Origin of the sequence: Nostoc sp. (assembly GCF_036919895.1) — a bacterium.
Lineage (GTDB): Bacteria > Cyanobacteriota > Cyanobacteriia > Cyanobacteriales > Nostocaceae > Nostoc.
The window spans coordinates 40254-64105 of sequence record NZ_JBALBW010000069.1 but is presented as its reverse complement, the minus strand read 5'-3'; the positions used below and the strand labels follow the sequence as shown (position 1 = coordinate 64105).

Below are 23852 nucleotides of genomic sequence, written 5' to 3'. Positions count from 1 at the left end.
AATCATACAAGGTACATCATAGCCCCCTCATCGCTTGCGGGGAGGGGGTTGGGGGTGGGGTTCTTGTACCTCACTCAACTGAGAACCGCTATATTAGATAAATCGCCTTTAAGTTTGTGGGTGTGTAAGCTGGGATGAAAGGGATCTTCTGCTAACTGACACAAAGTTTTCTCAATTAGCGATCGAAAATCAGGACTTTTGCGTAGGATTCGCTTAAAAGCTCGTAGAGATTTAGGTGTCCAAGCAATTTTCATGGTTGATCAAGTTCTTCTAGAAATTGCTCAACTGAGCCAAATTTAATGTTTCCTTCGGCTAATTCTTGGCGGACTTCTTTTATTTCTTGCGATATTATATATCTACGTTGTTGATGCAATCGTTTTTGAAGAATATTGAGTAATATCTCTTGCTCTTCTAAGGACAATTTTTCAACTGTTTCAATCGCCTGCTGAAACGCTGAAGTTTTAACCATAGTTCCTTGATGATTTTGATTTAACCCTTTTTTTATTTTATCGTTATCAGTTGGATAATTTTTTACAATTGAGCTTTATCAAAAAAATACCACGACGAGCAAAATATTTATCGATATTAATCATTGCGATCGCACTCTGCACAGATCGCTTGACTTTTAAGATATTCGTTACAATATCGCCCTCTATAAAGCCTCTTCTCTGCGTAAGGTAAAATCACTGCCGAAACCAAGCACGAACCCAACGCCACAACCGACGCAACCACGCCCAAAACCCACGGCGAGAAAGTACAGGGGCTTTAGGTTGAGAAACACGCTCAATTGCATTGTTGCAATTTTGTACATCAGCATCAAGTCCCATTTGCTGATATAGTTCGCTGGCATTGCGATAAGCACCAAGCGCGTCTGATTCTCTGTCAACTTTTTCTAATGACAAACCTAAGTTATACCAGCTGTTTGCTCCCCCCCGAATATCGCCTATCTCCCTCATGATTTCCAAAGACTGCTGGTGGAACTCAATCGCCCCTTGGTACTGTCCCAGGGAGTCGTAAGCATTGCCCAAATTGTTTAAGGAACTACCTTCGCCATTGCGATCGCCTATTTCCCTAGAGATTTCCAAAGACTGCTGGTGGAAGTCAATCGCCCGTTGGTACTCTCCCAGGGAGTTGTAAACATTGCCCAAATTGCCCAAGGAATTACCTTCGCCATTGCGATCGCTGATTTCTCTGGCTATCTTTAACCATTTCTGGTAAAAATTAATTGCCTGTTGGTACTCCCCTAAACAAAAGTAAGCATTGCCTAAACCCCCAAAGGTAATTCCCTCACCATTGCGATTGCCTATCTCCCTAGATATATCCAAAGACTGCTGGTAAAAATCAATTGCCTGTTGGTACTTCCCTAAACAAAAGTAAGCATTGCCTAAACCTTCCAAGGCAGATCCTTCGCTATTGCGATCACCGATTTCTCTGGCTATTTTCAAATGTTGCTGGTGGTACTTAATCGCCTGTTGGTAGTGGCCCAAAAAACGGTAAGCAATAGCTAAACCTCCAAAGGCAATTCCTTCGCCATTGGGATTAGCAATTTCTCTGTTTATCTTCAAACATTGCTGGTGGTACTCAATCGCCTGTTGATATTGTCCCAAGGAATTGTAAGTAACCCCTAAATTCCCCAAAGCGCTTGCTTCACCTTTACGATCACCGATTTCTCTGGCTATATCCAAACACTGCTGGTAAGAATCAATAGCCTGTTGGTATTGTCCCAAGGAGTCATAAGCATTACCTAAATTGCCTAAGGCAGTTCCTTCGCCATTACGATTAACGATTTCGATGGTTATCTTAAAATATTGCTGGTGGTACTTTATGGCTTGTTGGTATTGCCCTAATGATTGGTAAGCATTACCTAATGAAGTGAGAGCAGCCTGATAATTCCAATTTTCTCTAGCACCAATTTCTTCCCATTTACTTACCAACTGCCCATACAATTCTACTTGGTCTGCATAATAACCCCGCAAGGTTAAAAAATCATCGCAAGCCTTTAATACTAACTAGCGCCTCTACTAACTGCGCTTCTTGTTCTGGAACGGGAAAGCCAAACTCTGTTAATACTTTTCTGGCTAAATCGCTAAAACCTGCCCCGTTACTGACATCAGCCCAAAATCGCTTGGGGAAATCGGCAATTTCATAAATTTTTGTAGCCAGCATCGATTTACCTGTGCCACCAATACCTTCTATACCAATTAGAAAGGTATTTTCATCAGTTAACCATTGCTGTATTTGGGCAATTTCTGCTGTTCTTCCTTGCCAGTAAGCCAAACTTTTACCGGGATTCCCGGCTTTGAGAACCCCCGGCGATTCTATTTTGGTACTGCGTTCTAGCAACTCCAATATTTCTTGCTGTACAGCACCAAGAATAGTAATATTGGTGGTTACTTTGGGCTGTTGATATTCCTAGTCAAGTCATAATTTGGATTATTAACGTTACCTGCTGTATTTATCTGTATACTTTCATCGTAAGATTGAGCATCGAGACTAACAGAACTATCAGCAGATTTTGTTTCTTCCAAAATTTTGGCTATCTCTTGGGCTAATGCTGTATCAGAGTTTAAAATATCTTTTAATTGCGCCCGGAATGCTGCTTGGTAATCTTCATCGCCTGGGTTTTTGGTTGCTGCTTCGGCTGCTTTTTTCGCATCTGGGTTAGCCTCTACTTTGGGATGTAATTTTCCCCAAATCGCCTTGGCTTTATTCCAAACATCCTCACCTACTTTCTGTGATGCACCTTCTACGGCTTTATTACCCATATTTAACAGATATGGAAGAGAGGGAGCGAGAAGTTTAACGATTAGGGCTATATCCATTGGTTTATGATGGCTATCTCAGAAATGTACATTTTTACTGAATATTTTAACGCTTTTCCCCTATCACCTTGATTTTTTTACTTTGATTCTGGCTTTACCAAGGTCAATTTTTTAACGAACCGCAGAGGCGCAGAGAACGCAGAGAGAGAAGAGGAGAAGAAAAAATTGCTTAACTGAACTGTATTGTCATATAACAGTCACAAATAACAAGAAACCTCTACAGAAGTTTTATTTTTCTCTAAAGACAGCAAAATTTATTCATCCAACAAGAAAAATTTACTCATCCTATTGTTAAATTTTGTGAAATTGATGTCTTCAAGACTAGAAACCTGATATCTAGATAGCTAAACTAACAAACAGTGCATCTGTACTGTTAATTATTAAAAGTAGATGTGGCGCTATAGCCTGAATGATCCCAGTACAACTTGTTCTCAAAAACTTTCTTAGTTACCGTGATGCAACCTTAGATTTTCGTGGTTTGCATACGGCTTGTATTTGTGGTTCCAATGGTGCGGGTAAATCTTCGCTTCTGGAAGCAATCACTTGGGCAATTTGGGGTGAAAGCCGCGCCACTGCTGAAGATGATGTGATCTATTCTGGTGCGAAAGAAGTTCGAGTTGATTTTACTTTTCAAAGTAACCAGCAAAAATATCGGGTGATTCGGACTCGAATTCGCGGAGGTACTAGTGTTCTGGAATTTCAAATAGAAATCCCATCTGGGTTTCGCTCACTCACTGGCAAAGGGGTAAGGGCTACTCAAGATTTGATTTTAGAACATATCAAGCTTGATTATGATACATTTATTAACTCTGCATACTTACGTCAAGGTCGTGCAGATGAATTCATGCTCAAGCGCCCGACAGAACGCAAAGAAATTTTAGCGGAGTTGTTGAAACTCAATCAGTACGATGATTTGGAAGAACGGGCAAAGGAATCTTCTCGTCAGTTCAAAGCACGGGCGTTAGAGTTAGAGCGTTCTTTGGAGTCAATCAAAATTCAGCTGCAACAACGCGAGACTACCCAAGCGCAAAGAGTCGAGTTAGAAGCCGAACTCAACCAACTGCAACAGGTGCAAGCTTTTGATAATATTCAATTACAAAGTTTGCAAGTTGTCCAGCACCAGCGCCAAAATTGGGAACAACAACTCAGTTTTGTAAAGCAACAATACCAAAATCTTACCCAAGATTGCGATCGCCTCCAACAAGAACAATCAGCTATTAGCTCTCAGCTATCAGATTTAGAAAAAATATTACATCAAGAAGCTGAAATTAAAGCTGGATACGCCCAATATCAAAGTCTCCAATCTCAAGAAGAAGCTTTTGCTACCAAATTTGAAGAATATACCCGCGCCCAGCAGACTCGCCAACAAAAGCAACAACAGCTTACCAAACAAATTCACGAAATTGAACGGCAACTGCAACAAGCCCAAGCGCAGCTAGAAGCTTTACAGCAACAAGAGCGAGATATTCAGCAGACTCTAACTAAATCAGGTGAAGTGGAAGCTGCTTTATCACAACTAGCCGCAGCGCGTCACCATGTTGCTCGTCTAGATGAACTGCAAATGCAAGTGACTCCGTTGTTGCAACAACGAGCAACTTTACAAAGCCAACTCGATCGCACTCATGCGGGTTTAGTAGCGCGACTCGAACAACTGCAAAGTACTGAGAACCAATTGCAACGCCAGCACCGCCGCCAACCGCAACTGCAACAAGCGGTGATGGATGTAGCAATCCAGATTGAGGAACTTGAGAAAAAGCGGGTTTATTTGCAACGAGTCCAGGAAAAAGGGCATGAAAGACGACACTTTATTGAACGTCTGCAAGCTCATCAACGCGATTATGAAAAGCTAATCGGGGAATTAGAGCAAAAATTGCTTATGCTCCAAAATCCTGAAGCACTTTGTCCATTATGCGAACGTCCTTTAGATGAACATCATTGGAGCCGAGTAGTCGAAAAAACCCAGGCTGAGTTAGAGGATACTCAAGGACAGTTTTGGGTAGTGCGAGAACAAATGGCTGTGTCTGACAGAGAAATTCAGGTACTTAGACAGGAATATCGAGAAATTTCCCAACAATTGGCTATTTATGATGGTTTACGCGAACAGCGAGGACAGTTGGCGGCACAGTTAGAAGCGACAACTGATGTCCAACAACAGTTACAACAAATTGCTGCTGAAAAACAATATTTAGAGCGATCGCTCCAAGCAGGTGATTACGCTCCCGATAAACACGCCGAACTCCGGCAGTTAGACCAATATCTGCAACAAGCTAATTATAATGAACAAGACCACGCCCTCGCTCGCAGCGAAGTTGAGCGGTGGCGATGGGCAGAAATTAAACAAGGACAAATTAAAGATGCAACGAAACGACAAACGCAACTATTAGCCCGAAAACCAGAATTACAATCCCAAATTGCTCAATTACAACTTAGAATCCAGCAGGATCAGACTGATTCTGAATGTGCTAAACAAATTGCGGCTCTTGAACGACACATTACCGAAATCGGCTACAGTTCTGAGCAGCACAATAATCTGCGTATGGCTGCAAAGAAAGCTCAATCCTGGCATCTGCGGTATCAACAACTGCTCTCAGCCCAGCAGCAGTATCCTCAACTCCAGACGAGATTGCAAGAGTTAGAGGAATCTAGAAGCGCTAGAGTCACGGAGCGGCAAAAACTCGGCGGACAAATTGAAAGCATTATCCAGCAATTACAAGCAACAGCTAACCCATCTGCCCAAATTCAAACTTTAGAGCAGCAGTTAGCAATCCGCAGACGGCAACTCGATGAGCAAATAGCCAAGCTGGGGCGTTTAGAACAGTTGGCGCATCAACTGGAAACGCTGCAAATTCAGTATGAACAACAGCAACAGCAATTACAATCTTGTAAGCAAGAATATCGGGTTTATCAGGAATTAGCGCAAGCTTTTGGTAAAAATGGTATCCAAGCACTGATGATTGAGAATGTGTTACCGCAACTGGAAGCCGAGACAAATCAACTACTTTCGCGGTTGAGTGGTAATCAATTTCACGTACAATTTATTACTCAAAAAGCTGGACGTAGTGCTAAATCAACCAAGAAAAATGCCAAGCTGATAGACACCCTAGATATTTTAATCGCCGATTCTAGAGGAACGCGATCTTATGAAACTTACTCTGGTGGAGAAGCGTTTAGAATTAACTTTGCCATCCGTTTAGCTTTGGCAAAATTATTAGCGCAACGGGCGGGAGCGGCGTTGCAATTGTTGATTGTGGATGAGGGTTTTGGTACACAAGATGCCGAAGGATGCGATCGCTTGATTGCAGCGATTAATGCGATCTCCTCCGATTTCGCTTGCATTCTCACTGTAACCCACATGCCCCACCTCAAAGAAGCTTTCCAAGCGAGGATTGAGGTGAATAAAACTCAGGAAGGTTCCCAGTTGAGTTTGTCAATTTAATCAAATCTTCCCAATCCCCAGTCCCCAGTCCCCAATCCCTAATTATATTTTACCCGTGCATCCAGCCCTAATGAGCGGAGCTTTTTCGTTAGGGTTTCGGCTTGGGCGCGATCGCTAAATGCTCCAGCATTCACATAATCCCCTAGATGGGATTGCTCTGTTACTGCATCAGGTATATATTGTTGCACTTTGCTCAGAGTATCATTACTGGAAATTGGTATTATTACTCTGTAAGGATTATTAGCAACTAATGTGTTGCCATTAGTCCCAGGTACAGCATAGCCATTGGCAGGAGGTAACACATAGCGATTATTCTCAGGCGTAGCATAGCGATTGCTAAGGGGTACTAAATAACCATTACTAGCCTCAGTAGAATTACCCTCAGTTGAGCTATTCAACCCTAATGCTTGCCAAGTTTGCCAATCTACATTTCCAGTAGCATTAAGTCGAGAAGATTGCTGGAATGCAATTACAGATTCTCTGGTGTCATTGCTGAAAAATCCATCAGGGTTGGTATTAGATAAATTCAACTGCAATAAACGCTGTTGAACTAATGCGACATTATCACCGCGATCGCCTACAGTCAGATAATCTCTGCTGGGTTGTTGAGTCGAGAAACTGGTTCTGGCTTGAGTTGGAGACGAACCTAGCAGTGCATTCCAAGTTTGTTGATTCACAATCCCGTTAGCAGCTATGCCATAACTTCGCTGGAATCTGATCGTAGCATCTCTAGTCTTTGGGCCAAAATTTCCAGTGGGATTAACATTCAAGTAATTTAACTGCCGCAGACGCTGTTGTAACCTTGTGACGGCTGCACCAGTTTTGCCTTGAGAGAGAACAGGATATTGACCAATTGGCGATGCCTGGGTTGGGCTGCGCCTACGCGATGCGCTACTATTATTCCTACGACCAGTTCTACTTTGACATGCTCGTTGTAAAGCCTGTTGCGTATTAACACCTATAACCCCATCAGCAGGTATTCTGTTTGCTTGCTGAAATTTGATCGTAGCATTTTGAGTCAAACCAGCAAACTTACCTGTTACAGGGCCGTTAAAGTAGCCTAATTTTTTTAAACATCTCTGGCTACTGCTAACTTCCAGCCCATTACTTCCGATTTTCTGAAGTGCTAAAGCTTGCCCAGCTACACTCAGAAGCCCTGTAATCAGTGCCACAGATAAAAGACGCATTGACGCACTGCTAGATAACTTTTTCCAATTCAAAAATTTGAAATTAGCTATGCTAGGAACAATCTTGACGCTTTCAGATGCCTCATAGACTGAGGCAAGCTTAGTTAAATAACTATCTACCCCTGTTTTCACTTGCTTTTTTCAAGTTATGGCTACATATAGTTATACCAATTTCTCTGTGTAATGGTTGCTTTTTGTATGATTCTTTATAAGTAATTTTCCAGAAGATGCAGGTGGGAGGGGATCTGCTCTTACAAGGGAGAAAGAATTAAAAGAGCCATACCAGTTTCAGAGCAACAAAATTTATTTATAGAATTGTTATTGCTCTGGTTTTTCAGGCTGTTGTTCGTCAACTTTTTCAGTATTACCTGCTTTCACCCAACCTTCTTGTTCGCTACCTTCCAAACGGATCTTTTGCCAAGCTTTGTCCTCGCTTTCTGACAAAATAATAATTTTCTGATTAAAAGCAACCCCACCAATTTTTTCAGCTTCTTGATTTGGTTGCGATCGCAAACTCAAGCCTTCAGCCCAATTAACACGTCCTCGGTAAGCTCCCGATGGCAATGGTTTTGGTGATGATGGGGTAGCCTTTGGCGATTCTGTGGGAGTTGGAGACGATTTACTAGATGTCCTAGGTGTAAGGCTGGGTTTAGCTCCTCCAAGCTCTGTTCCTTTTGGAGCTTGGGCTTTCACCGAGGGACTATCGTTAGAATAAACGGGTTTGGCAGGAGGTATGCCGGTGCGATTCATAAAATAGAGTGCAATTGCAGCGCCGCCACCTACTAATACAGCGATCGCTAAGAAAAACCCAAGTATAAATTTTGTTAAGCCAGACAACATAGTTAAAACCCGATCGCCAGTGGTAAATAGTCAATAGTCAATAGTAATTCATGATTAACTATTGGCTATTAACTAGCAATTATTAACTAATCAATTTATTGTAGCTACTGTTGAAGCGTTCACGTAGTGCGCCGGAGGCGATCGCTTAAAGGATTGTGTTTCGATGCTAAACGCGCTCTCCCAGCCGCCGCCCATTCTTGGAGTTGCTGAATTTGCTCTACGGCAGTTCGCGCCAAAGGGATAATTTGACTGGCTGCTTCTAAAATGTCGTCGGTAGCAAAGTCGCGGTTTTGGCTAAATCCAATATGCATCGCTTCAATTAAAGTTTGCTCAATCTCTGCTCCCGAAAAATCGGGCGTTTCATAAGCTAGCCTCTCGATGTCATAACTTTTCAAGTTATGGGGACGCAATCGGGATAAATGAACATCATAAATTGCTTTTCTCTCTTCTTGGGTAGGCAATCCCACAAAGAAAATTTCATCAAATCGCCCTTTGCGGAGCATTTCTGGCGGTAAGGCTTGGATGTCGTTGGCGGTGGCGACGACAAAAACGGGTGAGCTTTTTTCGGCTAGCCAGTTAATAAAAGTACCAAACACCCGGCTGGCTGTTCCGGCATCACCTTTGCTACCAACTCCAGCAAAGGCTTTATCTATTTCATCAATCCACAAAATACAGGGAGCGAGGGCTTCGGCTACTTGGATCATTTGCCGAGTTCGAGATTCTGATTCACCCACCAAGCCACCAAATAACCTGCCCACATCCAGACGTAGCAAGGGTAAATGCCAGTGATGAGCGATCGCTTTTGCCGTTAACGATTTACCAGTTCCCTGAATACCCACCAACATTAAACCACGGGGGTGCGGTAATCCGTACTGTCGCGCCTTATCAGTAAATGAGCCTCCCCGACGGATCAGCCAGTCTTTCAAGTTATCGAGTCCGCCGATATCAGAAATTTGCTCAGTGGCGGGGTAGAAGTCCAGGATTTGGGTTTGGCGGATAGTTTGGCGCTTTTCTTCCAAAACAAGATCCACGTCTTCTGGCTGCAATTCACCGTGGGTAGCGATCGCTTTTGCCAAAACTCGACGAATCCGTTCCATCGAAAGCCCTTGACAAGAGCGCACCAAATCATCTAAAACTTTGCCAGAAAGGGAGTTTGCTGTACTTTGTAGTAAGCGTTCCACCTCAGTTTTAATTTCTGCGGCGGCGGGTAAGGGAAACTCGACGACTGTAAGAACTTCGGTTAAATCGTCAGGAATGGCGATGCGTGGCGATAGTAGGACAATATTTTTTGGTTGCGACTTGAGGAGTCGGGAGAGATTGCGGAGTTTGCGAGCGATCGCAACATCATCTAAAAAGCGATGATAGTCTCGGAGAATCAATACCGCAGGTGCGGAAGCTGGTAATTTTTCGATAAATTCTAAAGCTTGTAGGGGGTTACGTCGCCCAAACCCCACATCATTGGGGTTTCCCTGATAGCCATCGACAAAATCCCAAGTATATACTGGGCGATTACCCTGGTTGGTTGCTTCTTCCCGGATAGCTGTTTCTACCCGCTCCTCCTCATAAGTGGGAATATAAATCAACGGGTAACGGGCGCGTAGCAGCAGTTTAAACTCTTCACGGAAATTCATATATAGCTGTTATTGGTTAGTTTATCTTGAACGCAATGTACAACTTTCTTGGTTCAGAAAGCCAATGAGTAACCAGCAAGAACAATACAATATTGATTTTCTCGTTCAGCAACTACGCACAAGTCAAGATAACGCTGTTCTTAAACAGACTGCTAAATATTTGGGGTTTGTTGGTGCTAATAACCCGGATGTCATAGCTGCCTTGATTCATGTAGTACGCACTACAATTGATGAACCAATACGCTGGGCAGCAATTCAAAGTTTGAGCGAAATTGGTACTGATAATAATGATGTTATCCAAACTTTGATTGAGCAACTTAACACTGCTCGTATACCTACCCGCAGGATAGCAGCTCAGAATTTGGCAAAAATTGCTGTTGGTAATCAATATGCAATTACTAGTTTAATAAATTTGGCACAAATAACTGAGGAAGAACATACTCGTCAGTATATTGCTTATAGTTTAGGAATTATTGCAAAAGGCAATAGAGACGCTGTTAATGCTCTAATTGATTTAATATATAAAAGTTCCGATGAATATACTCACTACTTATGCGTTGATGCTTTTTCAAAACTTGGTAACTGGAATAAAGAGATAATTGACGCTTTAATTCATATAGACAAAACAGCAGAATTTTATATTCGTTCAAAACTATTGCAGACGTTAAAAGTAAGAGGAATAAATATAAATGGTTATACTTCGCGCTCTTCATTTCGTCCATTGTTAGAACAAATCAAAGAAGAAAATAACCAAACTGAATAATAGGTCTGACTTTTCACGATATCTGAAAAACCTTTCCTCTTGTGGTTCAGGGGGTTGGGTTTCGCGTAGTTTATGGTAAAAATTCTGGATCGTTTAATATTTCTTCCATCATTTGACCAAAAGATGGATATCTTTGTGCGTCTCCATATTTAGAATCATAATACCAAGCTTCCAACTCACCATCACTTGTAATAACTTGAGGATTAAGTAAAAAAATTATCTGATAGTCTTCAGTACTAATTTCTAGACACGTTTGTAGATGTTCTACACGACTATAAGCTTGCTCATCACCGTAAATAAAGTATTCTTCGTCTGGTACTGGTTCCAAATCCTGGTTCAGTTCTACTAAACGATGTATATAGGTTTCTTTATCTAAAATATACCACTGAATTTTTTCAACTGAATAAAATCTGATGCCACACTTTGAAGTAGAATACAACCCATTAGAAACTTTGAGAAACTCTCTGTAAGAAGGCGGCAAGGTTACACCTAATCTAGCTTCGGTAGCAGAAATTTCTTCTTCATTTGCACCTGGATAGCATAGAGATCCAGATTCAATAACTTCTGGAGCTAACTCTTCCTGCTCATACTCTTCGAGTGCTTCTATTCGCTGACGGCTCCATTCTCTAATACGACTTTCCCAGTCAAAAGTCTTCATTATAGTATCTTTGTATTGGAAGTTAATTAATCAGTAGTTTAACAAAACAAGCTTTAATAGTATTAACTGATAATTTGGGATTTTAAATATTAAACATAGTTTGCTCAATTATAAACTTAATAAAATAGTAACTCATAGAAAAAATTAATATTTTTTATTACATAAAAATTGACAAATGAGTTATTTAATATTTAGTTTAAGCATAGAGTTGCCGAATATTCTGATCTATTGAATTTTAGCAATTGATAAAATACAACAATTTTTGATATCTTTTAAATAGTTAATAAAATATAAAACAATAAGCCTGTGTAGACAGGCTTAGTTCGTGTAGCCGCAGACTTCAGTCTAACGGAATTATCAAATTACTATCCCGGAAGTTGCTTTTTCAAAGCTTCCAGAGAAGCCCAACGGTTATCAACTGGAGTTTCAGAACTATCAGCTCTAGTACTTACATGAATACCTGGACAATTGCGATGCCTACGGCGGTAAACTACGCACAGGCGGGTAATCACCTTGGTTAAGATGCTCTTAATGTTCTGTTACCAAACCTGCGAAGGTTTTAGATTTAGTAAGGTAGGATGTATACACTCAAGTAAGGAATCCTTACATTTGATAGCAAAGGCTAGGAGGCAAGTCATGCTCGCCAAGTTAACTTCTAAAAATCAACTAACGCTGCCTAAAAGTATTACTCGTGAAATCGGTGAGGCTGAGTATTTTGAGGTAAAGGTGGAGGGGGGGCAAATTATTCTGACTCCTGTAAAAATTCAGCGGGCTGATGCGGTTCGATCTAAGCTAGCGGATTTAGGACTGAGTGAGCAGGATGTGGCTGATGCAGTGGCTTGGGCGCGTCAATCGTAATGGCTTGTCCACGGGTGGTAATTGATACTAATATTATCATCTCAGCGCTGATATTTGGGGGCAGAGTATCTAGGCTTCGTTTGGCATGGCAGGACGATCTCTTCACTCCACTTGTTTCTAAAGCGACAACAACTGAGTTAATCCGAGTGCTGGCTTATCCAAAGTTTAAGCTCACGCCAACTGAGCAAGAAGATTTACTATCGGATTACATACTCTTTTGTGAAGCTGTAGCAATGCCCGATCGCTTGCCTGTAATTCCTGAATGTCGCGATCCGTTTGATGTGCCTTTTTTACTTTTGGCTGTGGTCAGCGAGGCTGATTATCTCGTGACCGGCGATCGCGATTTACTCAGTCTAAAAGATAATTTTTCTTGCCCGATTATCACGGCTGAAGATTTTCTAAATGTTATTGATGGTCAGTCACCCTAATTTTTCCGGTGATGCCTTGTAAAAGTGGTATTTGTTGCCATAAGTTTTCCCACTGCTTACAGAAGTCATCTACATCACAGAATATTTGTGTAATGTCGAGCCGAGATATAATAGTAGACATAAACTTTCCGATCGCATCTTACAAGCCTCGTATATTTGCCACCCATGCTGTCTCTGTCGAGTTAATATTCCCGAAAGCGATGCCTAGGTTGGTAAACTACGCACGGGTGGTAAATCACAGAATTTGAGGCATAAACAATAAGCTGTTACCCAGGAAGTTGCTTTTTCAAAGCTTCCAGAGAAGCCCAACGGTTATCAACTGGAGTTTCAGGACTATCAGTAGTATCAACAGTACTACTTACAGGAATACCTGGACAATTCCTGCTGCACAGCTGGCGCAGAGGTACTGCTAAACACATCTGCTCATACAGCCATTCGTTAGGAGAAAAATAACCATCGGGTGGAAGGGTTTCAAGCAACTCTTCCATAACCACTTCCCGCTCTAAGGGCAAGTCATTTACTTGATTTGCAGTTTCGTCTAACCAGATGATTTCTTTCGTATCAAGCCCTAAGCGGCGATTGTATTGCTGTAAGCATCGATTGCAGGTACAAGTAATAATTGTTTCTGCCTGAGCGGACACTTCCAGATAACTACCATGATGCTGCACGCGCACATGACCGCGAACTGGTGTCAACGTTTCCAGACCAGGCAGAAATTCCTCAACTTGAACTTCCTCTGTCCGCTCCGGGGCTTTGGTTAGCTGCGGAATATAAATTGCGTCCATAGGATTTGTGAGACATCCTCACGAAAATTAATGGTCATTATCAGCAATAATACTGATACTACATCTTTATTTTAGCTTTTAGGAACAAGAGAAATTTTGAAATTATATTGAGCTTTCAATTAACCCTTGTAGAGACGCGATTAATCGCGTCTCTCTTCTTCCAAAGAAACTGGCTGCACAACCAGATGACGATGTGGCTCTTTGCCGCGACTGAAGGTTTCCAAATCTCCAAATTCCTTCAAGAAAGTATGGATTTGTCGCCTTTCAGCAGAACTGAGAGATTTGATTTCCACTTCTCTACCAGAAAAGCGCACTTCATCGGCTGCTGCTTCTGCTAATGCGCGAATTTCGGCTTCTCTTTTGACCCGGTAGCCATTCAATTCAATAGTGTAAGAAGCTTGTTCCTCTGGGGGTTGGCTCAGATTAATAACCGAATTAGTTAGATACTGAATCGCATCTAACACAGAACCATCAGTACCAATTAATACCTGAATTTGTTCTGTCGTCAAATTAGTTTGATCGATTGTCAACCAGTAATTATCTGGTTCTGGGGAATCGCTGTCTTGAGATTGGGGAGTTTCTAAATGACCCTGAATCTCAGCAGGTACTCCAGTGAGTTCCAGCAGGGTTTTTAACCACTGCTGACCTCGCTGCATCGAAATGTTGCTCATGATCCCCCTGTGGCCTTTTTCTTGGAACTTTTCGGTTCAAATGGCAATGCTTTTTGTCCAGTAGATGTTGTTGCTTCTTTCTCCTGGGTTTCTACGATCTTTTGCAGTTCTTCTGATAGAGGTTCGCGAGAAAGAAGATAAGTTTGTGCAGTTTGAAAAATATTACCAATCACCATATACATCAGCACCCCGGCTGGTAGGGGAAAGAACAAAAACATCCCAGAAAAGATAACTGGAGTGATTTTGTTAACGGTATCCTGCTGGGGATTACCACCACTGGAATTTTGCCCAGAAAGCATTTGGCTAACATAAAGGCTGATTCCAAAGAAGACAATCATGGCGACAATATCCCAGTGGATTGTGCCATCAGGATCTTGTGCGCCAACCCTGCCTAAAGCATCAATGAATAGAAAACCTTTTTCTGCTGCTAGTCCAGGAATTGTTCCTTGAATGCTAACTTCTCCCGGTTGCAAGGCTTCTACATTGCCATCAGCATCAATTTTTATCCGCTCTTCCCCTTTGGTGACTTTCCAATCAGGAACTAGCTTATTTTCTGGGTGTTCTGCTAAAAGTACCTGAAAGGGTTTGCCCTCAACAGTCTGATATTGAATTTTAGTGTGTTCTCCAACGGCCAGTTTGCTACCACTGGGAAGGATTGCAGCTACTTTAACGTGTTCCCCATCGGCAACATAAATATTCTGAGGAGCAGTAGCAAAGGCTTGCGGTTGAATTTGCTCGATTTGTTCTGCGGGAAGGATTTGCAAGTTAACGCTGTAGTTTGCACTTGCAAAAGGCGAACCCCGTAAAGTGGCAAACAGCGCTAATAAGACCGGCATTTGTACTAGTAATGGAAAACAGCCTGCTAAGGGGTTGCCAAATTCTTTTTGGACATTGACCATTTCCTCCTGCTGCTTTTGCGGTTCATCCTTATAACGCTCTTTAACTTCTGCTATCCGCTTCTGCATTAGAGGTTGTACAATTCGCATCTTCCGCATGTTGCGAATTGAGCCAGCACTCAGGGGATAGAGCGCGAAGCGGACTATCAATGTCAAAGCAACGATCGCCAATCCGTAGCTCGGAAATATACCATAGAAGAAATCTATGATTGGCAACATCACGTTGTTCGAGAGAAAGCCGATACCAAAATCCATTATTCTGAATTCAACCTGAGGTACTGTAAACTGACTGAATCTAATTTATCTAAATCATAAATTATGTGCGACTACCCTTAGCTACGGATAGCCGCACATACAAATAGGGCATTGGGAATTGAGCATTGGTTCTTCTCCCTCCCCTTACTTTCATCACTTGTTAGCAGTAGCGCTATATTCGGGATTTTTCGCAGCAATTCTTTCATTGATGTAGTCATAGACTTCTCGAAATTTGGGAATTGCACGCAATTCGAGACGACTGCCGTTTTTTAGGGTTAGTACCATATCTCCCCACAAACCAATGCCACGGGGGATGGTAACAACTTTGACAATTTCTGAGTAAATTATGTCAGTGCGATCGCGCCCTTGCCAACCTCCAATCACGGTAACTCGGCGATCGGTGATGCGGAAACGCAGCCACAATGCCCTGACAATTGCCCCAACTGTTAATGGTATCCCGACAATGGTTAGCCCAATTAGCAGGTTGACAATTAAATCCCCACGATGGGGGCCACCTTCATAATAGACATCTTCACGAATTCCCATCGAACACCTCAGCTTGTGCCAACAACTGCTCTAATTCTTGCAGAAATTGTGGGCTTACGCACTTAGATTCTGCTGCTGTAGGTTTGACAATGAACACTAACCGCCATCCTGGTGATAATTTGGGCAGCAAGTTATATAAAGCAGAGGTAATTTGCCGTTTGATGCGGTTGCGAACCACTGCCCTTTTACTGACTTTCGTGCTTATGGAAATACCAATTCGCGTGCTGGCAAGATTTACTGAGTCAATTGCTTGTGTAGTCTGGGTGGCAGTGTCCAAAGAAGGTTTTCTTGAACACAACGGCTTTAAGGCTCTCAATGTTAAGTAAGAACCATTACGCCGAATTCCTTCCCGGAAAACTGCCTGGAAATCCTTGCGGGATTTTAGCCGATTTGCTTTAGGCAAAGCCACAGATGCTCTTTTAGCTCAATATGTCCTAAACGCTCAAACGGTGACGACCCTTTCTTCTCCTAGCGCTAATCACGTTCCTACCGTCTGGTGTCCGCATCCTGGCGCGAAAACCAGAGGTTCTTTTTCTCTTACGGCTAGTGCCGCCTAATGTTCTTTTCATACTCTTCTCCTCTTAGGTGATTTTTATAAAAACTCACAATCTCTAACTGTATCACCTTTTTTAGTGAATTGGGAATTGATCGATCCTCTTGTTCCCTTATCTGCCCAGTCCCCAGTAACCATTCCCCAGTCTTAATTGATGCTCAAAATCCATGTTCCCAGGTAGCGCAGTAGTGGTACATCGCCAGGGGACAGAACTTGACAATTAAAATAGTAAACTCCACCGAAGGATGGGTTTTTCACGTTAGATAACACTACCTCGACTGCACTACCTGCTGGCACCGGCTCTTGAGGAAAAATATTAATTAGCTTACCTTCTTTGTCCCACTTCACCTCAGAAAGCGGAACTGCTTTGCCTTTGACTCGGATTTCAATATTTTTCTGGTCAAAAGTTCCTTTGTAATAATCAGGGTAGGTAATGGCAAATTGACCAACTGCCAATTTCATTCTTTTAGCTGGAATCCTTAATATATATCGATCCCAACCATTGGCTTGTCCACCAAAATCTAACCGGAAGGGTAGTTGATTTTCGGATTTAACGCCGCTAAACAGCGTAAATCCAGGTAAACTTTGTGCCCAAGTCAGGGCTGGAAATCCAGTCACTAAACAGCTAGTCACGGCTAAAGCGGAAAGTAAACGTCGCATAATTGAGCTTCCTCTACCAAAAAACAAATCTGTTATCTAAAATAACCGTGTGTTAGTATTCGTTACTAAAGTTTACTACTCACTTCCTGACAATTGACGTTCCGTAACAACAAAAGGTGCCACCCTCCCTGATGTTTGGGCGGCAGTAAAATTCCTTAGTAATAAATTTAACCAATAATCAATTTACTTCATCACCCTTACAGAGTACTGATTTTATGACTAGGTTGGTCAAATTTTCAACTAAATATAAACACAGTTGGGATTGGATTGTGTTTCTAAATATGTACAAGTGTATCTAAATTTGAGAGTTTTGTTATAAAAGTTGAGGGATGCCATCAGCGATCGCCAGTTAACTTGAGATAGATTGATTAGGATAAGTTGGAATCAAAGTTGTAATCATTAAAATTTGATTGGGAAATTATCAAGCTTCAAAAATTCGGTCAATATTACTCTATAAGAAAGGAATACCAAAATTTCTCAATCCCGAAAACAAGCTAAAGATAAAGATGCAAAATTTGGGAATCAATTTAGGATGTGCAATACGTAACCCTGTTTGCAACTATCTGAAAATATGACATCTGCGAACGGCAAAGTCAGGCTTTGCCTGGAGAGCTAAGAGTGGGAGAGGAAAGATTCAAGGTTCAATCTACAAGTAAAATTCATGGCTGATGTTCCTGCCTAAGTACTATGAGTGCGGGATACGCATCATCTAGACAATCGCTTACTTGGCAGAGATTAGGTATTTATCTTCAGGAGATTTCATGAGAATAGCAGTTGCTAAAGAAATTGAAGTTTGTGAACGTCGTGTGGCATTAATTCCTGACACCGTTGCTCGATTGGTAAAACAAGGTTTGGAAGTTTGGGTAGAAGCAGGTGCAGGAGAGCGATCTTTTTTCAGCGATCCTGACTATGAAGCCGCAGGAGCTACAATAATCAGCGATACTGCCAAATTATGGGGTGAAACAGATATTCTGCTGAAAGTCAGCCCACCACAAGAACGAGAAGATGGACGCTCAGAAATTGATTTGTTAAAGGAAGGGGCTGTTTTAATTAGTTTCCTCAATCCCTTGGGAAATCCTATTGTGGCGCAGCAACTAGCAAATCGGAAAATCACAGCCTTGAGTATGGAGATGATTCCCCGTACTACCAGGGCGCAAAGTATGGATGCTTTGTCCTCGCAAGCTTCATTAGCAGGTTACAAGGCAGTATTAATTGCGGCAGCTGCATTACCGAAATATTTCCCGATGTTAACCACAGCCGCAGGGACGATCGCACCAGCGAAAGTATTTATTATGGGTGCTGGTGTAGCCGGATTGCAAGCGATCGCTACCGCTAGACGTTTGGGAGCAGTGGTAGAAGCCTTTGACATTCGTCCCGCCGTTAAAGAAGAAGTGCAAAGCTTAGGGGCAAAATTCGTTGAAGTCAAATTAGACGAAGAAACCGTCGCTGCTGGCGGTTACGCCAAGGAAATTTCTGAAGCGAGCAAACAACGTACCCAAGAAGTTGTCGCCGAACACGTCAAAAATTCTGATGTTGTAATTACCACCGCCCAAGTACCTGGAAGACAAGCACCACGGCTAGTTACAGAAGAAATGGTAGCACAAATGAAACCAGGTTCAGTGATTGTGGATTTGGCTGCTGATCAGGGTGGTAACTGCGCCTGTACCGAACCCGGTAAAGATATTGTATGGAACGGCGTGACAATTATCGGCCCCATCAATCTCCCATCATCAATGCCAATTCACGCCAGCCAATTGTATGCCAAGAACGTAACTTCGTTGATGCAATTGCTAATTAAAGACAAAGCCTTGCAAGTAAACTTTAGCGACGACATCGTTGATGCAGCTTGCGTTACCCACGCTGGTGAAATTCGCAATCAACGAGTGCGGGATGCACTACAAGCTTTGAGTGGCGTTGGAGCAGGTTAATAGCCAAAAATTACCATAAGGAGTTTTGATTTCATGACAGAGGCATTACTTGCTGCTTTGTTTGTATTTGTGTTGGCATCTTTTATCGGCTTTGAAGTCATCAACAAAATCCCACCGACTTTACACACGCCCTTAATGTCAGGCTCAAACGCGATTTCTGGCATTTCGGTACTGGGAGCAATAGTTGCTGCTGGTGCGAGAGACACAAGTGTATCGGTAATTCTCGGTTTGATTGCTGTGGTATTGGCAACAGTCAACGTTGTGGGTGGTTTTTTAGTGACAGACAGAATGTTGCAAATGTTCAAGAAGAAGGAGATTAAGGCGTGAGCGACTTTTTACCAACTGGCATTCAGCTGACGTACTTAGTCGCTGCATCGTTATTCATTCTGGGCTTGAAAAAGCTGGGATCGCCGGCTACAGCGAGAAACGGTAATATTGTAGCGGCTGTGGGGATGCTGCTGGCGATCGCAGCAACAATGCTCGATCAACACGTGTTGAACTACCAGATGATATTATTGGGCTTGGCAATTGGATCGGGAATTGGTGCGATCGTAGCCTACAAAGTCCAAATGACGGAAATGCCCCAAATGGTGGGTTTACTCAACGGTTTGGGCGGTGCGGCTTCGGCATTAGTAGCCGTTGCCGAATTCTGGCGGTTATTAGATAGTTCTCAGGCGATACCCTTAGATGTCAACATTTCCATGCTGTTGGATGTGTTAATCGGTGGTGTTACCTTCACAGGTAGTTTTCTCGCCTTTGCCAAATTGCAAGGTTTAATTAGCGGTTCCCCGATTACATTTCCATTCCAGCAACCATTTAACCTTGCGCTTCTGGGTGCTTATGTAGTAGGAAGTGTCTACTTAATCATTACACCAGATAGCTTACCCATATTCTTGGGAGTGGTTGGCGTTTCTTTAGTGCTGGGCGTGATGTTCGTCATCCCCATTGGTGGCGGCGATATGCCAGTGGTAATCTCGCTATTGAACTCGTTGTCAGGTGTGGCGGCGGCGGCGGCGGGGTTCGTGGTGATGAACAATATGTTAATCATTGCTGGTGCTTTGGTGGGAGCATCTGGATTAATCCTTACCGAGATTATGTGTAAGGCGATGAACCGTTCCTTATTTAGTGTGCTGTTCAGCGCTTTTGGTACAGGTTCTAGTTCTAGTGGTGCTGCTAGTGGTGGTGCAACCGATCAAAGCGTCCGCAGCATTGATCCTGAAGAAGGGGCAATGATGTTGGGTTATGCCCGTTCTGTGGTAATTGTGCCTGGTTACGGTATGGCAGTTGCCCAAGCCCAACATAGCGTCCGGGAATTGTCAGATCAGTTGGAAAAAATGGGCGTTGATGTCAAGTATGCCATTCACCCCGTTGCTGGAAGAATGCCGGGGCACATGAATGTATTGCTGGCGGAGGCAAATGTGCCTTATACCCAGTTGTACGACATGGATGATATTAATCCCCAGTTTGATCAAGCGGATGTGGCTTTAGTAATTGGGGCAAATGATGTGGTAAATCCGGCGGCGCGGAGTGATACAAATAGCCCGATTTATGGTATGCCGATTTTGGAAGTAGATCGGGCGAAGCAGACGATTGTGATTAAGCGCGGGATGAGTACGGGTTTTGCCGGTGTAGATAATGAGTTGTTCTACAAGGAGAAAACGACGATGCTTTTTGGTAGCGCTAAGGATATGGTGGCGAAGTTGGTTTCGGAAGTGAAGCAGCTTTAACGAACCGCAGAGAGCGCGGAGTAAAGAATTTAAAGAGTTGGCTTGCTTTGGGAGTGTAATGCTTCTAAGGCAATTTTTTTTGGAGATTGTTTAGGATAAATAAGACTTTAATAAAAACGTACTAATTTTGTACTAATAAAAGCTTAATTCATGTGTTGAGTATAGTTTTACAAAATTTTATAGTCGAAATTAGCTCTTGGGCTTTGACAAAACAGTAATTTTAAGTTTATATGTATAAAGTTACACAGACTAACCGCAACTTAATTTAACTATCTATTTTGGTGCAGGATAAATAATTTATGGACAAAGAACTATATTCACTATCTAAAATTTTTACAGAAAAACTATATAGAATACCAGACTACCAGAGAGGATATGCTTGGAATCTGAAGCAGCTTAAAGATTTTTGGAATGATTTAGAACAACTGGAGGATAGAAAAAACCATTATGTAGGAGTTTTAACTTTAGAAGAAGTTTCTAGCGAGGTTATCAATCAGTGGCAAAATGATTCATGGATCATACAGTCCAAAGGTTATGATGCTTACTATATTGTTGATGGTCAACAGAGATTAACAACCTCAATAATTCTCATTCAAGGATTGATTGAGTGTACCGAGAAAAATAGTAAATTAAATTATAATACCGTTGATGAGATCCGCAAAAAATACATTTTTGATTCAAAAGATGACGACGGCGGCATTTCTAGATCGTATATATTTGGTTATGAAAAAGATAATCCAAGTTATGAATTTTTAAAGACAAAGGTTTTTGACGAGCATTCTTTTAATATTTCTGACAAGCAAGAGACGATTTATACTCATAACCTCGAAATAGCTAAAAGATTTTTTAGAGATGCATTAGAAAAATTGTCTCATACCCAAAGAGAAAATATATTTCAAAAATTAACACAGCATTTATTGTTTAATTTATTTACAATTTCTAATGATATAGATGTTTGTATTGCTTTTGAGACGATGAACAATAGAGGAAAACCTCTTTCAGTGCTTGAATTATTGAAAAATAGATTAATATATCTTTCTATAAAGCTTAATGTTGAAGATTATGAAAAAAGAGATTTGAGGCATAGTATCAATGAAGCATGGAAAACTGTATATCATAATTTAGGTAAAAATAAAGATAATCCACTAGATGATGACAAATTTTTATTTAATCATTTTATTTTATATTTTGGAAAAGATACAAGCACTGAGGATGAAATATCTGGTGATGAAACTTTTGGTGTCAATATAAATACAAGTCGTTATATTATTCGTGCTGAATACTATAAAGTCCTGCTAGAAAAAATATTTATATCTAAAAACATCGTTCAAGAAAATAATAGTGAGGACAGCAATAATACAATTAAGTTAAACACTAAATTCATAAATGATTATGTCAGAGATTTGCAGCAATCAGTTGTCTTATGGCATAAAATCTCTAATCCTTATTTTAGTGATTTTTCAGAAAATGAGAAAATTTGGCTAGATAAACTAAACAGATTAGTAAATATTGGAACGACATCTGTTGTTCCTCCTTTGATAATGTCTTTTTTCAAGAAAGAAACTAACACAGACAAGAGGATCAGGTTTTTAAAGGCTTTAGAATTACTAATGTTTTTTGGCTTATTAATTGGTTTTCCGTCTCAGGCAATATTTTCTCTTACAGGATTCAATACTTTGGAAAAAGCAATAAACCTAAGTAAAAGTAAAGTTACAGCAGAAAAATTAATAAAAGAGTTGGAAGAAATATTTGATGAAGCCTGTTGTGAAAAGAGTGCATTAAAACGAATAAAGTCTGACTTGAAGACACGAGGGTTTTACAGGTGGCGTGGAATAAAATATTTTCTTTATGAATATGATTTATATCTACAATCATTGTCAAAACATAACCAAATAAAGATAAATTGGTATGAATTCATTAATAATGATATTACAGAAGATTATAAGACTGTTGAACATATATATCCACAAACTGACAAAGACAAATATTGGCGTGATGCTTTTCAAAAGTATACAGTTAAAGAAAAAAGGATATTAAAAAATTCTCTTGGTAACTTGTTACCTCTTTCATCAGCTAAAAACTCTAGCTTTAGCAATAAATCTTTCCTTGCAAAAAAAGGGAATGAAATAAATACTATTGGATATAGATATGGGTCTTTTTCTGAAAATGAAGTAGCAAATTATGAAGATTGGACAGCTAAGGAGATACTTAAAAGAGGTATTGATTTACTAAATTTTATGGAAGAAAGATGGAAATTGAGCATAGGAAACGAACAAGAAAAAATAGAATTTTTGGGTATAGGATTTGTCTCAAAAAAAGAAGGTTTATCTAATTAATAAAATATGTGTGCCTTTGCCTGAGACAAAAAATGATCGCTACACACTAGCCAAAATGCGCTCACCTAAAATCTGACTCCTTGGCATCTTGGGGTTAGTTAAAATTAAAAAAGCGATCGCCCCTCAAATCTCCACAGTGCGATCGCTCTCTTCTTCCCTCTGTGTTCTCTGCGGCTCTGTGGTTCGTTAAAAAGAGCGATCGCCTGTAAAATCTCCATCGTGCGATTATGATTAATTTGGGAAGAAGTCAGAATCTAAGGTTTCATCAACAGAAAAAGGATAGTCTTTAGGAAAAATAGACAGAGGAAGACCTGTTTCAATAGATGCTTCTTTTCTAGCGTGTTGGTAACAAATGTCAAAAACTTCCGTGTAATAGTATTTTAAGCTAGGACTATCTACAAATGCTTCTTGTAATCTTTGACGATGTTCATAGATTGTATATAACCAGCTATTAGATCGGTTCTGGGGTTGAAATTTGTATTTGAGAAGGTGCATTAAAAGCACTCTAAGATTACTCCTTAAAGCATTTTTATCACTTCTTCCCATACTTTCAATTTCTTCAATTAAATTTTCTAACTCTAATTCTAAAAATTTTTTATTTTTTAATAAATCAACAGTGTATTCTAACCACAAGTGATAATCTTGTGCATAGAGACTATTTGTTTTAGGAACAGATTGATTGCTCATAATCTTCTCCTTTATGGATATATAATTTTAACATTGTGAGAGGATTTAGCCGAAGCCTTGCTAGATTTCTCCACTGAAGCTGATTTAGTGGCTTGGTTGCAACATCAGCAATAAAATATGTATTCTACCAAGCGATCGCTCCTCCTCTTCCTCTGTGTCCTCTGCGCCTCTGTAGTTCGTTAAAA

25 protein-coding genes and 3 pseudogenes are annotated in these 23852 nt (G+C 41.1%); 9 read left to right on the top strand and 19 right to left on the bottom strand.

The genetic code is table 11. The features are described from left to right. Positions 1-74: 74 nt before the first annotated feature. The 5 genes from V7K55_RS13450 to V7K55_RS13430 all read right to left on the bottom strand — a co-directional run bounded on the left by V7K55_RS13450 (position 75) and on the right by V7K55_RS13430 (position 2822). Positions 75-254 (bottom strand): type II toxin-antitoxin system RelE/ParE family toxin, encoded by a 180-nt coding sequence (locus V7K55_RS13450; RefSeq protein ID WP_334832004.1) that lies wholly within the window; start codon positions 252-254, stop codon positions 75-77. After that, positions 251-469: a hypothetical protein gene (locus V7K55_RS13445; RefSeq protein WP_334832002.1), complete on the bottom strand. Its 219-nt coding sequence runs from the start codon at positions 467-469 to the stop codon at positions 251-253. The genes V7K55_RS13450 and V7K55_RS13445 overlap by 4 nt, the downstream gene beginning before the upstream one ends. Before the next feature lie 214 nt (positions 470-683). Further along, positions 684-1976 (bottom strand): tetratricopeptide repeat protein, encoded by a 1293-nt coding sequence (locus V7K55_RS13440; RefSeq protein ID WP_334832000.1) that lies wholly within the window; start codon positions 1974-1976, stop codon positions 684-686. A 10-nt stretch (positions 1977-1986) separates the two neighbouring features. Beyond that, positions 1987-2343 (bottom strand): NB-ARC domain-containing protein, encoded by a 357-nt coding sequence (locus V7K55_RS13435; RefSeq protein WP_334831998.1) that lies wholly within the window; start codon positions 2341-2343, stop codon positions 1987-1989. Between the two features lie 47 nt (positions 2344-2390). Beyond that, positions 2391-2822 (bottom strand): hypothetical protein, encoded by a 432-nt coding sequence (locus tag V7K55_RS13430; protein ID WP_334831996.1) that lies wholly within the window; start codon positions 2820-2822, stop codon positions 2391-2393. Between the two features lie 409 nt (positions 2823-3231). Between V7K55_RS13430 and V7K55_RS13425 the strand changes: the two genes are divergently transcribed. Continuing rightward, positions 3232-6258 (top strand): SMC family ATPase, encoded by a 3027-nt coding sequence (locus V7K55_RS13425; protein WP_334831994.1) that lies wholly within the window; start codon positions 3232-3234, stop codon positions 6256-6258. 38 nt (positions 6259-6296) lie between these two features. Here the strand turns inward: V7K55_RS13425 and V7K55_RS13420 are convergent, their stop codons facing one another. The 3 genes from V7K55_RS13420 to V7K55_RS13410 all read right to left on the bottom strand — a co-directional run bounded on the left by V7K55_RS13420 (position 6297) and on the right by V7K55_RS13410 (position 9916). Then, on the bottom strand, positions 6297-7577 hold the full coding sequence (locus V7K55_RS13420) for a peptidoglycan-binding protein (RefSeq protein WP_334831992.1): 1281 nt from the start codon (positions 7575-7577) through the stop codon (positions 6297-6299). A 186-nt stretch (positions 7578-7763) separates the two neighbouring features. Continuing rightward, positions 7764-8285 (bottom strand): SH3 domain-containing protein, encoded by a 522-nt coding sequence (locus V7K55_RS13415; protein ID WP_334831990.1) that lies wholly within the window; start codon positions 8283-8285, stop codon positions 7764-7766. A 119-nt stretch (positions 8286-8404) separates the two neighbouring features. After that, positions 8405-9916, bottom strand: a complete 1512-nt coding sequence (locus V7K55_RS13410) for an AAA family ATPase (RefSeq protein WP_334831987.1) — start codon at positions 9914-9916, stop codon at positions 8405-8407. A 64-nt stretch (positions 9917-9980) separates the two neighbouring features. Between V7K55_RS13410 and V7K55_RS13405 the strand changes: the two genes are divergently transcribed. Beyond that, positions 9981-10679, top strand: a complete 699-nt coding sequence (locus V7K55_RS13405; RefSeq protein ID WP_334831985.1) for a HEAT repeat domain-containing protein — start codon at positions 9981-9983, stop codon at positions 10677-10679. A gap of 70 nt (positions 10680-10749) precedes the next feature. Here the strand turns inward: V7K55_RS13405 and V7K55_RS13400 are convergent, their stop codons facing one another. Both V7K55_RS13400 and V7K55_RS13395 read right to left on the bottom strand, forming a co-directional pair. After that, positions 10750-11337 carry an SMI1/KNR4 family protein gene (locus V7K55_RS13400; RefSeq protein ID WP_334831983.1) on the bottom strand — a complete coding sequence of 196 codons (588 nt, stop codon included), beginning with the start codon at positions 11335-11337 and terminating at the stop codon, positions 10750-10752. A 365-nt stretch (positions 11338-11702) separates the two neighbouring features. Then, positions 11703-11810, bottom strand: a pseudogene (locus tag V7K55_RS13395) (YceD family protein); the annotation flags it as partial. Between the two features lie 163 nt (positions 11811-11973). On the opposite strand from V7K55_RS13395, the gene V7K55_RS13390 reads away from it, so the two are divergent. Next, the gene (locus V7K55_RS13390) at positions 11974-12195 is read left to right on the top strand and encodes an AbrB/MazE/SpoVT family DNA-binding domain-containing protein (RefSeq protein ID WP_029637898.1); all 222 of its coding nucleotides are present in this window, start codon (positions 11974-11976) and stop codon (positions 12193-12195) included. Beyond that, entirely contained in the window at positions 12195-12623 is a 429-nt protein-coding gene (locus V7K55_RS13385) for a putative toxin-antitoxin system toxin component, PIN family (protein WP_442949087.1), read from the top strand. The genes V7K55_RS13390 and V7K55_RS13385 overlap by 1 nt, the downstream gene beginning before the upstream one ends. On the opposite strand, the pseudogene V7K55_RS13380 reads toward V7K55_RS13385, so the two are convergent. The 8 genes and pseudogenes from V7K55_RS13380 to V7K55_RS13345 all read right to left on the bottom strand — a co-directional run. Next, positions 12613-12744, bottom strand: a pseudogene (locus V7K55_RS13380) (IS982 family transposase); the annotation flags it as partial. The gene V7K55_RS13385 and the pseudogene V7K55_RS13380 overlap by 11 nt on opposite strands. A 145-nt stretch (positions 12745-12889) precedes the next feature. Continuing rightward, positions 12890-13408, bottom strand: a complete 519-nt coding sequence (locus V7K55_RS13375; RefSeq protein WP_334831977.1) for a YceD family protein — start codon at positions 13406-13408, stop codon at positions 12890-12892. Positions 13409-13548: 140 nt separating this feature from the next. Beyond that, on the bottom strand, positions 13549-14079 hold the full coding sequence (locus tag V7K55_RS13370; protein WP_334831975.1) for a Jag family protein: 531 nt from the start codon (positions 14077-14079) through the stop codon (positions 13549-13551). Then, positions 14076-15230 (bottom strand): membrane protein insertase YidC, encoded by a 1155-nt coding sequence (yidC, locus tag V7K55_RS13365; RefSeq protein WP_094327632.1) that lies wholly within the window; start codon positions 15228-15230, stop codon positions 14076-14078. Before yidC ends, V7K55_RS13370 begins: the two co-directional genes overlap by 4 nt. A 153-nt stretch (positions 15231-15383) precedes the next feature. Next, a complete protein-coding gene (locus tag V7K55_RS13360; RefSeq protein ID WP_334831972.1) occupies positions 15384-15776 on the bottom strand; it encodes a PH domain-containing protein in 393 nt (130 codons plus the stop codon). Next, positions 15763-16185: a ribonuclease P protein component gene (gene rnpA, locus V7K55_RS13355; protein ID WP_334714994.1), complete on the bottom strand. Its 423-nt coding sequence runs from the start codon at positions 16183-16185 to the stop codon at positions 15763-15765. The genes V7K55_RS13360 and rnpA overlap by 14 nt, the downstream gene beginning before the upstream one ends. A gap of 25 nt (positions 16186-16210) precedes the next feature. Next, on the bottom strand, positions 16211-16345 hold the full coding sequence (gene rpmH, locus V7K55_RS13350; RefSeq protein ID WP_094327629.1) for a 50S ribosomal protein L34: 135 nt from the start codon (positions 16343-16345) through the stop codon (positions 16211-16213). Between the two features lie 131 nt (positions 16346-16476). Continuing rightward, positions 16477-16989, bottom strand: a complete 513-nt coding sequence (locus V7K55_RS13345; protein ID WP_334831970.1) for a DUF2808 domain-containing protein — start codon at positions 16987-16989, stop codon at positions 16477-16479. 761 nt (positions 16990-17750) lie between these two features. Here V7K55_RS13345 and V7K55_RS13340 point away from each other — a divergent pair. From V7K55_RS13340 to V7K55_RS13325, 4 genes are all read left to right on the top strand, one after another. Then, the gene (locus V7K55_RS13340; RefSeq protein WP_334831968.1) at positions 17751-18917 is read left to right on the top strand and encodes a Re/Si-specific NAD(P)(+) transhydrogenase subunit alpha; all 1167 of its coding nucleotides are present in this window, start codon (positions 17751-17753) and stop codon (positions 18915-18917) included. A gap of 33 nt (positions 18918-18950) precedes the next feature. Next, positions 18951-19244 (top strand): NAD(P) transhydrogenase subunit alpha, encoded by a 294-nt coding sequence (locus V7K55_RS13335; protein WP_094327626.1) that lies wholly within the window; start codon positions 18951-18953, stop codon positions 19242-19244. Then, entirely contained in the window at positions 19241-20644 is a 1404-nt protein-coding gene (locus tag V7K55_RS13330; protein ID WP_334831966.1) for an NAD(P)(+) transhydrogenase (Re/Si-specific) subunit beta, read from the top strand. Before V7K55_RS13335 ends, V7K55_RS13330 begins: the two co-directional genes overlap by 4 nt. Positions 20645-20943: 299 nt before the next feature. Continuing rightward, positions 20944-22980, top strand: a complete 2037-nt coding sequence (locus V7K55_RS13325; protein ID WP_334831964.1) for a DUF262 domain-containing protein — start codon at positions 20944-20946, stop codon at positions 22978-22980. Between the two features lie 231 nt (positions 22981-23211). On the opposite strand, the gene V7K55_RS13320 is transcribed toward V7K55_RS13325, so the two are convergent. Then, entirely contained in the window at positions 23212-23667 is a 456-nt protein-coding gene (locus V7K55_RS13320; RefSeq protein ID WP_334831962.1) for a DUF29 domain-containing protein, read from the bottom strand. Between the two features lie 42 nt (positions 23668-23709). Here V7K55_RS13320 and V7K55_RS13315 point away from each other — a divergent pair. Beyond that, positions 23710-23781 (top strand): annotated as a pseudogene (locus V7K55_RS13315) (DUF4351 domain-containing protein); the annotation flags it as partial. Positions 23782-23852: the final 71 nt, after the last annotated feature.